Origin of the sequence: Streptomyces lonarensis, assembly GCF_012033735.1 — a bacterium.
GTDB lineage: Bacteria > Actinomycetota > Actinomycetes > Streptomycetales > Streptomycetaceae > Streptomyces > Streptomyces lonarensis.
This window is the reverse complement of record NZ_JAAVJD010000056.1, coordinates 17,679-26,338: the sequence shown is the minus strand read 5'-3', so window position 1 is coordinate 26,338 and position 8,660 is coordinate 17,679. Positions and strand designations below refer to the sequence as shown.

Annotated in this window: 10 protein-coding genes; 1 reads left to right on the top strand and 9 read right to left on the bottom strand. The window is 72.7% G+C overall.

The window, feature by feature from the left end; all coding sequences use genetic code 11:
* Nucleotides 1–26: 26 nt before the first annotated feature.
* Nucleotides 27–1,706, bottom strand: coding sequence for an ABC-F family ATP-binding cassette domain-containing protein (locus HCN56_RS10135; protein ID WP_167969439.1), 1,680 nt, complete (start codon nt 1,704–1,706; stop codon nt 27–29).
* Nucleotides 1,707–1,899: 193 nt separating this feature from the next.
* Here HCN56_RS10135 and HCN56_RS10130 point away from each other — a divergent pair, with 193 nt between their 5' ends.
* On the top strand, nt 1,900–2,853 hold the full coding sequence (locus HCN56_RS10130; protein ID WP_167969437.1) for a hypothetical protein: 954 nt from the start codon (nt 1,900–1,902) through the stop codon (nt 2,851–2,853).
* A gap of 73 nt (nt 2,854–2,926) precedes the next feature.
* Here the strand turns inward: HCN56_RS10130 and truA are convergent, their stop codons facing one another.
* The 8 genes from truA to map all read right to left on the bottom strand — a co-directional run bounded on the left by truA (nt 2,927) and on the right by map (nt 8,474).
* Nucleotides 2,927–3,787 carry a tRNA pseudouridine(38-40) synthase TruA gene (truA, locus tag HCN56_RS10125; protein ID WP_167969436.1) on the bottom strand — a complete coding sequence of 287 codons (861 nt, stop codon included), beginning with the start codon at nt 3,785–3,787 and terminating at the stop codon, nt 2,927–2,929.
* A gap of 221 nt (nt 3,788–4,008) precedes the next feature.
* Nucleotides 4,009–4,497, bottom strand: a complete 489-nt coding sequence (rplQ, locus tag HCN56_RS10120) for a 50S ribosomal protein L17 (protein WP_167969434.1) — start codon at nt 4,495–4,497, stop codon at nt 4,009–4,011.
* 174 nt (nt 4,498–4,671) lie between these two features.
* Entirely contained in the window at nt 4,672–5,694 is a 1,023-nt protein-coding gene (locus tag HCN56_RS10115; RefSeq protein WP_167969432.1) for a DNA-directed RNA polymerase subunit alpha, read from the bottom strand.
* Nucleotides 5,695–5,980: 286 nt separating this feature from the next.
* Nucleotides 5,981–6,385 carry a 30S ribosomal protein S11 gene (gene rpsK, locus HCN56_RS10110; protein WP_167934066.1) on the bottom strand — a complete coding sequence of 135 codons (405 nt, stop codon included), beginning with the start codon at nt 6,383–6,385 and terminating at the stop codon, nt 5,981–5,983.
* 68 nt (nt 6,386–6,453) lie between these two features.
* Complete coding sequence (gene rpsM / locus HCN56_RS10105; RefSeq protein ID WP_167969430.1) at nt 6,454–6,834, bottom strand: 30S ribosomal protein S13; 381 nt, start codon at nt 6,832–6,834, stop codon at nt 6,454–6,456.
* 185 nt (nt 6,835–7,019) lie between these two features.
* Nucleotides 7,020–7,133, bottom strand: a complete 114-nt coding sequence (gene rpmJ, locus HCN56_RS10100) for a 50S ribosomal protein L36 (protein WP_003956441.1) — start codon at nt 7,131–7,133, stop codon at nt 7,020–7,022.
* Nucleotides 7,134–7,192: 59 nt separating this feature from the next.
* Nucleotides 7,193–7,414: a translation initiation factor IF-1 gene (gene infA, locus HCN56_RS10095; protein ID WP_167934064.1), complete on the bottom strand. Its 222-nt coding sequence runs from the start codon at nt 7,412–7,414 to the stop codon at nt 7,193–7,195.
* Nucleotides 7,415–7,637: 223 nt separating this feature from the next.
* Nucleotides 7,638–8,474, bottom strand: a complete 837-nt coding sequence (gene map / locus HCN56_RS10090; protein ID WP_167969422.1) for a type I methionyl aminopeptidase — start codon at nt 8,472–8,474, stop codon at nt 7,638–7,640.
* Nucleotides 8,475–8,660 lie beyond the last annotated feature (186 nt).

Below are 8,660 nucleotides of genomic sequence, written 5' to 3'. Positions count from 1 at the left end.
GGCGGCGCCCCCCGCGGGCGGCGCCGTCAGCGGGCGCGTGCCACCCGCGCCTCGTCCCACACCGGCTCCGGCACCTCCCGGACCCGGCCGTCGGAGCCGAAGACCAGGAAGCGGTCGAACCCGCGGGCGAACCAGCGGTCGTGGGTGACGGCGAGCACCGTGCCGTCGAACGCCTCCAGCCCCGCCTGGAGCGCCTCGGCGGACTCCAGGTCCAGGTTGTCCGTGGGTTCGTCCAGCAGCAGCGCGGTGGCCCCTCCCAGCTCCAGCAGCAGGATCTGGAACCGCGCCTGCTGCCCGCCCGACAGCCGCTCGTACGGCTGCTCGGCCTGCCGGTCCAGCTCGTACCGCCGCAGGGCGGACATCGCGGCGCCGCGGTCGCGGGCGTGCTCGGTCCAGAGGATCTCCAGCAGGGTGCGCGAGGCCGCGCGGCGGGCCGCGGTGGCGGCGCCGTCCGCGGGCGGTTCACCGGCCGGCCGCGGCCCGGTCAGCGAGTTGGTCTGCGAGAAGTGGCCCGGCACCACCCGGGCGCCCAGCTTCCAGACGCCGTCGTGGGCGACCGGCTCCCCGGCGAGCAGCCGCAGGAAGTGGGACTTCCCCGAGCCGTTGGAGCCGAGCACCGCCACCCGCTCGCCGTAGAAGACCTCCAGGGAGAACGGGCGCATCAGACCGGTCAGTTCCAGCCCTTCGCAGGTGACCGCCCGCACCCCGGTCCGCCCGCCGCGCAGCCGCATGGTGATCTCCTGCTCACGGGGCGGCTGCTGCGGCGGGCCGGCCTCCTCGAACTTGCGGAGCCGCGTCTGCGCCGCCTGGTAGCGGGAGGCGAGTCCGTCGTTGAAGGCCGCCTTGTTCTTGAGCGTGTTGACCAGCTGCTTCAGCTGGGCGTGCTTCTCGTCCCAGCGCCGCCGCAGCTCCTCGAAGCGGGCGAACCGCTCCCTGCGGGCCTCGGGGAAGGTCGCGAACCCGCCGCCGTGGACCCACACGTCGGACCCGGCCGGCCCCGGCTCCACACTGATGATCTTCTGCGCGGAGCGGGCGAGCAGCTCCCGGTCGTGGGAGATGAAGAGCACCGTCTTGCGGGTCTGGAGCAGCTGCTCCTCCAGCCAGCGCTTGCCGGGGACGTCGAGGTAGTTGTCCGGCTCGTCGAGCAGCAGCACCTCCTCCGCGCCGCGCAGCAGCGACTCCAGCACCAGCCGCTTCTGCTCGCCGCCGGAGAGGGTGTTCAGCCGCCGCCACTGGGCCCGCTCGTAGGGCATGCCGAGGGCGGCGGTGGTGCAGATGTCCCACCGCGTCTCGGCCTCGTACCCCTGCGCCTCGGCCCAGTCGGCGAGCGCCTGGGCGTACGCCATCTGGTCCGCCTCGGTGTCGGTGGTCATCACGGCGAGCTCGGCGGCGTCCACCGCGCGCGCCGCCTCGCGGATGCGCGCCGGGGCGACGGAGACCAGCAGGTCGCGGACGGTGCGTTCGTCGTCCCGGTCGCCGGAGCCGATGAACTGCGGCATCACGCCGAGCCCGCCGCTGACGGTGACCGTGCCCTCCTCCGGGGTGAGTTCACCGGCGATCATGCGCAGCAGCGTGGTCTTCCCGGCGCCGTTGGCCCCGACCAGCGCCACCGCGCTCCCCTCCCCCACCCGGAACGACGCGTCCTGCAGCAGCGGACGGCCGTCGGGCAGGACGTAGTCCAGATGCGCAACCTCGACATGACCCATGTGACCGATTGTCGCCGCCGGGGCGGCGGGAACCCAACCGGTTTCCCGGCCGCGACCGTGCCGGTTCCCGGGGCGGGCCCGAACCTCGGGCCGTGGCCGTTCGCGGGGCAGGCGCCGCGGTGGTGACCGGCAAGGACCGGATTGTGACCGTGCGGGCGCCGGAGCGGTGCGTTCGCTTCCCTAAACTGCGCGCATGAGTTCATGGCAGGGGGGGCCGCAGTGGACCCCCGGACAACCCCAGGGTGGACGCCCGCCCCAGGGCGGACCGCAGCAGCAGGGCAGCCAGCCTCCGTGGGGGCAGCCGCCGGCGCCGGGGGGCGCCCCCGACTGGAACAAGCTCGCCGCCGACGCCGACCGCCGGCGGCAGCGCAAGCGCCTGCTGGTGATCGCGGCCGCGGCGACCGCGACGCTGGCGATAGGCGCCGTCGTCGCCCTCGGGATCGTGCAGCAGAGCGGCGGCGGTGACGACGGCGACCGGAACACCGCGGGCTCCGCGCAGGACGCGGAGGAGCCGCAGGACCCGGCCCCCGAACCCAGCTTCGAGGAGACCTCGCTGCCCCCGGTGCCCAAGCCCCGCGAGTTCATCACCGACGCGGACAAGGACCTCGCGCCCTTCACCGCGGAGACCTTCTTCTCCGGCGACCCGATGGAGGTGGACGGCCGCACCTACGTCCGCCGGGCGGTCGCCGACTCCGAGAGCTGCGTGGACGCCGCCGACGTCGCCCTGGGCGAGGTGCTGACCCAGCACGGCTGCACCGGCCTGGTGCGCGCCACCTACAGCGACGGGGCGGTGGCGGTCACCGTCGGCGTCGCCCAGTTCCCCAGCGCCGAGGACGCCGAGGCGGCCAAGGAGGCGGCGAGCAGCCACCTCTCCCAGCTGACCAGCGGCGAGGCCCCGGTCTTCTGTGAGCGCGGCGGGTGCCGCACCACCAAGAACCAGGTCGGCCGCTACGCGTACTTCACGATCGCCGGCAACGCCGACAACACGCCGGACAGCGGCGACGGCACCCCGGCGCAGCAGGCGGCCCGCGACGGCAACGCGCACGCCCACGCCCGCATCGTGCTGCGCGGGGAGGACCAGGCGTCGGAGTCGGCCGCGGCGATCATCCGGGAGCGCAACTCCGGAGGCGGCGGCGAGGAGGGGTGAGCCCTCAGGGCCGGGCCGTCGGGCGTCGCCGCCCCGGCCCGGCCCGGGTGGCTGCCGACGACCCGTGGGCGCCTCAGCAGCAGCCGGCCCCGGACGCCGGCAGGGTGCGGCGGTTGCGGGCCTCCCGGTTGCGGTCGGCCAGCAGTTCGTCGGCCGGGTAGCCGACCTCCTCCAGCGTCAGCCCGTGCGGGCGCACCACGTGCACCGCGGAGTCCCGCACCCCGGCCGCCAGCACCTGCGCCGGCCACGAGGGCAGGCGGTGGCCGTCCCCGACGAACAGCATCGCGCCCACCAGCGAGCGCACCATGTTGTGGCAGAAGGCGTCGGCGAGCACCGTCGCCTCCAGCACCCCGTCCGGTCGCCGCGTCCACTCCAGCCGCCGCAGCGTCCGGATGGTGGTGGCACCCTCCCGCTGCTTGCAGTAGGCCGCGAAGTCGTGCTCGCCGAGCAGCCCCGCCGCCGCCTCGTTCATGGCGGCCTCGTCGAGCGGCCAGTTGTGCCACAGCACGTGGCCGCGTTGCAGCGGGTCGACCCCGCCGGGGTGGTCGGTGACGCGGTAGACGTAGCGGCGCCAGATCGCGGAGAACCGCGCGTTGAAGTGGGGCGGCGCCTCGGAGACCCGGAAGACCCGCACATCGTGCGGGAGCCGCCCCGCGAGCCGCCGCAGCAGCTTCTCGCGGTGCTCGGCCCAGACCTCCTCCGGGAGGTCGACGTGGGCCACCTGGCCGCGGGCGTGCACCCCGGCGTCGGTCCGCCCCGCGACGGTCAGCTCGCGGCGCTCCGCGGCGCGCGTCACGACCTGGAGGGCGTCCTCCACCTCGCTCTGGACCGTCCGCCGGTCGCCCTTCTGGCGGGCCCAGCCGGAGAAGTCGGAGCCGTCGTAGGCCAGGTCCAGTCGTACCCGCACCTGACCGGCGCGCACCTCGTCACTCACCCGGGGATCATCTCACCCCGCCCCCGGGCCGCCCGGCCCCGGCCCTGCCGCCCGCGCGGACCCCGGCCGCCCGGCCCGCGAACGACGGACGGGCCGGGGAACGACGGACGGGCACGGGGAACGACGGACGGGCCGGGAAACGACGGACGGGCCGGGAAACGACGGACGGGCCCGCCCCTGCGAGAGGGGCGGGCCCGTCCGGCCGAATCAGGTGCGCCGGGTCAGGCGTCCTTCTTCTCCTCGGCGGCCTCGTCGGCCTTCGCCTCGGAGGTGGACTCCTTCGCCAGGGCGTCCTCCTTCACCGCGCGGGTGGTGGCGGCCTCGGCCTCGCCGACCGCCTCCTGCTGCACGGTGAGCGCCTCGACCAGCTCGATCCGGGCCATCGGGGCGTTGTCGCCGCGACGGGGGCCGACCTTGGTGATGCGGGTGTAGCCACCGGGACGGTCGGCGAACTGCGGCCCGATCTCGGTGAAGAGGGTGTGGACCACGCTCTTGTCCCGGATGGTCTGCATGACCTGGCGGCGGTTGTGCAGGTCGCCCTTGCGCGCCTTGGTGATCAGACGCTCGGCGACCGGACGCAGCCGACGGGCCTTCGCCTCGGTGGTGGTGATGCCGCCGTGCTCGAACAGCGCGGTGGCCAGGTTGGCCAGCATCAGACGCTCGTGGGCGGGGCTACCGCCCAGCCGGCGGCCCTTCGTGGGCTTCGGCATGGTGTTTCTCCTCCGTGTCTGCACCGGCCGTGTCAGGTACCGGTGTCAGGGCCGCCCGGACAGGTGTGTCCGCGCGGTTCTCCGGGGGTCGCCCGGAAGTCCGTGGTGCCCGGCGCGCGGCCGGGCGGAGCGGCGGGGGCGGTGCGGGCACCGCCCCCACGCGGCTCGGGTGGCTCAGTACTGCTCGGTCTCGACGAACCCGGCGTCACCGTCGTCGTCCGCGCCGAAGGCGTCGGCGGCGGTGGTCGGGTCGAATCCGGGCGGGCTGTCCTTCAGGGCCAGGCCCATGCCGGCCAGCTTCGCCTTGACCTCGTCGATCGACTTGGCGCCGAAGTTGCGGATGTCGAGCAGGTCCGCCTCGGAGCGGGCCACCAGCTCGCCCACCGAGTGGATGCCCTCGCGCTTGAGGCAGTTGTAGGAGCGGACGGTCAGCTCCAGCTCCTCGATCGGCAGCGCCAGGTCGGCGGCGAGCGCCGCGTCGGTCGGCGACGGGCCCATGTCGATGCCCTCGGCGTCGACGTTCAGCTCGCGCGCCAGGCCGAACAGCTCGACCAGCGTCTTGCCGGCGGACGCCATGGCGTCACGCGGCCGCATGGCCTCCTTGGTCTCGACGTCGACGATGAGCTTGTCGAAGTCGGTGCGCTGCTCGACTCGGGTGGCCTCGACCTTGTAGGTCACCTTCAGCACGGGGCTGTAGATGGAGTCGACCGGGATGCGGCCGATCTCCTGGCCGGCCTGCTTGTTCTGCACCGCGGAGACGTAGCCGCGACCGCGCTCGACGGTCAGCTCCATCTCCAGCTTGCCCTTGGCGTTGAGGGTCGCCAGGACGAGGTCGGGGTTGTGGACCTCGACACCGGCCGGCGGGGCGATGTCCGCGGCGGTGACCAGGCCGGGGCCCTGCTTGCGCAGGTACATCACGACCGGCTCGTCGTGCTCCGAGGAGACGACCAGCTGCTTGATGTTGAGGATGAGGTCGGTGACGTCCTCCTTGACGCCCGGCACGGTGGTGAACTCGTGCAGGACCCCGTCGATCCGGATGCTGGTGACGGCGGCACCGGGGATCGAGGAGAGCAGCGTGCGCCGCAGGGAGTTGCCGAGGGTGTAGCCGAAGCCCGGCTCCAGCGGCTCGATCACGAACCGCGAGCGGAACTCGTCGACGACCTCTTCGGTCAGGGAGGGACGCTGAGCGATCAGCATGGGTGATGACTCCAGTCTCCGGCACCCACTATTTGATGCCGGGCCAGACGACAGTGGCCTGTCGTGCTCCAGATGGTGCGTCCGCCGTACCGGGGTGCGGCGGTGCGGTGCCGAGGCACCGGTGGTGCTCCCGCGGGGCGGCCCCGAGGGCCGCCGCGCGGTCCGGGCCCCGCTGTGGAGGGCGGGGACCCGTCAGGGGCGGGCCCGCGTGACGCGGACCCGCCCCCGTGTTCCGGAGCCCCGCGGCCGGCCGAGGAGGCCGGACCGGCGGGGCGAACGCCGTGCGTCAGACGCGGCGGCGCTTGGGGGGACGGCAGCCGTTGTGCGGCGTGGGCGTGACGTCCTGGATCGAACCGACCTCCAGGCCGGTGGCCTGGAGCGAGCGGATCGCGGTCTCACGGCCGGAGCCGGGACCCTTGACGAAGACGTCGACCTTGCGCATGCCGTGCTCCTGCGCGCGACGGGCGGCCGACTCGGCGGCCATCTGCGCGGCGAAGGGGGTGGACTTGCGCGAGCCCTTGAAGCCGACGTGGCCGGCGGAGGCCCAGGAGATCACGTTGCCGGTGGGGTCCGTGATCGAAACGATGGTGTTGTTGAACGTGCTCTTGATGTGAGCGTGCCCGTGGGCGACGTTCTTCTTCTCCTTGCGGCGCATCTTCTTGGCGCCGGCCTGACGGCCCTTCGGAGGCATATGGATGTACTCCCGTGGAGGTGGTCGGTCCTGTGCACTCGGACCTGAGAATCAGTGACCGGTGAGGACTACTTCTTGCCCGGCTTCTTCTTGCCGGCGATCGCGCGACGCGGGCCCTTGCGGGTGCGGGCGTTGGTCTTGGTGCGCTGACCGTGGACCGGCAGGCCACGACGGTGACGGAGACCCTCGTAGCAACCGATCTCGACCTTGCGGCGGATGTCGGCCTGGATCTCGCGACGGAGGTCACCCTCGGTCTTGATGTTGGCGTCCACGTAGTCGCGGAGCTTGACGAGCTGCTCCTCGTCAAGGTCGCGGACGCGGGTGTCGGGGTCGATACCGGTGGCGCTCAGGGTCTGCTGGGCCAGCGTACGGCCGATCCCGAACACGTAGGTCAGACCAACCTCCACGCGCTTCTCACGCGGAAGGTCAACGCCTGCGAGGCGTGCCATGTATGGCTCCTGTACTCGTCGGAGGTCTGCTGCAGCACCTCTCCCGGCGTCTCACGCCGGGTCCCCGGCCTCCGACCGGGGGTGTCGCCACCGCGCTGGGCGCGAGGGCGGGTGTCTGCGTATTCAAAGGGGTCGCGTGATGCGTGCGTCGCGCGAAGTACCGCGAGAAGTGCGGGCGGTCTGCGTCAGCCCTGGCGCTGCTTGTGGCGCAGGTTGTCGCAGATGACCATGACCCGGCCGTGGCGGCGGATCACCTTGCACTTGTCGCAGATCTTCTTGACGCTCGGCTTGACCTTCATGGGATGAGGTTCTCCGGGACTTGATGATCTACGGACGCCCCCGCGAGGAAAGCGGGGAGCTACTTGTAGCGGTAGACGATCCGCCCGCGGGTGAGGTCGTAGGGAGAGAGCTCCACCACGACCCGGTCGTCGGGAAGAATACGGATGTAGTTCATCCGCATCTTGCCGCTGATGTGCGCGAGGACCTGGTGCCCGTTCTGGAGCTCCACTTTGAACATGGCGTTCGGCAGAGACTCGACGACGGTGCCCTCGATCTCGATGGCCCCTTGTTTTTTGGCCATACTTGAGCGCTTCACCTTCCGGGATCGGCTACCTGGACTACCTGGACAGCCCTTATACACAGGTGTACAGGGACCGACGCACCAGTCTACGGTACGTCGCCCGGAAAGACGAATCCCTTCAGCATTCCCCGTCCGGGTGCAGGATATGCACCGCGAGGGTGACGCGCCTCACACGAGCGGCGCCGTGCGGCCGCGGCCGGTGGCCGCGGAGCGGCGTCCGGCCTCAGGCAAGCGGGTCCGGGGCGGTGGTGACGCCCAGCGCTGCCAGTCGCTCCCGGCCGCCGTCCGGGGCGGTCAGCACCAGCGGACCCTCCTCGGTCAGCGCGATGGAGTGCTCCCAGTGGGCGGCCCAGGTGCCGTCGTCGGTCTTCACCGTCCAGTCGTCCGCCAGCACGTGCGTCCGCGGGGTGCCGAGCGAGATCATCGGCTCGATGGCGAGGCACATCCCCGGCACCAGCTTCGGGCCGCGGCCGCGACGGCGCTCGACGTAGTTCAGCACGTGCGGGTCCATGTGCATCGCGCTGCCGATGCCGTGGCCGCCGTACTCCTCGACGATGCCCCACTTGCCCGACGGCGGCTTCGGCTGCCGGCGCACGTCGTTCTGCACCGCACGCGAGATGTCCACCAGCCGGTTGCCCAGCCGCATCGCGGCCAGCCCCGCCCACAGCGACTCCTCGGTCACCCGGTTCAGCTCCAGCACCTCCGGGGAGTGCCCCTCCCCCACCAGCACGGTGATCGCGGCATCGGCATGCCAGCCGTCCACGATCGCGCCCGCGTCGATCGACAGCAGGTCCCCGCTGCGCAGCACCTCGTCGTCGGAGGGGATGCCGTGGACGACGACGTCGTTGACCGAGGTGCAGATGTTGCCGGGGAAGCCGCCGTAGCCGAGGAAGTTCGGCTCGGCCCCGTGGTCGGCCAGCACCTGGGCGGCGACCCGGTCCAGCTCGCCGGTGCTGGCACCGGGCACCGCGGCCTCGGCGCACCGGCGGTGCATCTCGGCGACCACCAGCCCGGCGGCGCGCATGCTGGCGATCTGCTCGGGGTTCTTGAGCTCCACCATCGGGGGTTCCTCACGCAGTCGGTGCCGGTTCCGGCGCCTCGGTGGCCGCCGGTGGGTGTCGGTGCTCTCCGGCTCCCGCCCGCACCGCCGGTGCGTCCGCGGGGCCGTCCCGCACACGCCCCCGGCCGTGACACCCAGGGAGGGCGTCACGGCCGGGGACCGTGCCGTGGGGGGGGGGGGGGGGGG

Coding starts and splice junctions, on each gene's coding strand:
- rpmJ (WP_003956441.1), bottom strand. CDS start 7,133: ATGAAGGTCAAGCCGAGCGTCAAGAAGATCTGCGACAAGTGCAAGGTG.
- map (WP_167969422.1), bottom strand. CDS start 8,474: ATGGTGGAGCTCAAGAACCCCGAGCAGATCGCCAGCATGCGCGCCGCC.
- rpsK (WP_167934066.1), bottom strand. CDS start 6,385: ATGCCTCCGAAGGGCCGTCAGGCCGGCGCCAAGAAGATGCGCCGCAAG.
- HCN56_RS10130 (WP_167969437.1), top strand. CDS start 1,900: ATGAGTTCATGGCAGGGGGGGCCGCAGTGGACCCCCGGACAACCCCAG.
- HCN56_RS10115 (WP_167969432.1), bottom strand. CDS start 5,694: ATGCTGATCGCTCAGCGTCCCTCCCTGACCGAAGAGGTCGTCGACGAG.
- rplQ (WP_167969434.1), bottom strand. CDS start 4,497: ATGCCGAAGCCCACGAAGGGCCGCCGGCTGGGCGGTAGCCCCGCCCAC.
- infA (WP_167934064.1), bottom strand. CDS start 7,414: ATGGCCAAAAAACAAGGGGCCATCGAGATCGAGGGCACCGTCGTCGAG.
- HCN56_RS10135 (WP_167969439.1), bottom strand. CDS start 1,706: ATGGGTCATGTCGAGGTTGCGCATCTGGACTACGTCCTGCCCGACGGC.
- rpsM (WP_167969430.1), bottom strand. CDS start 6,834: ATGGCACGCCTCGCAGGCGTTGACCTTCCGCGTGAGAAGCGCGTGGAG.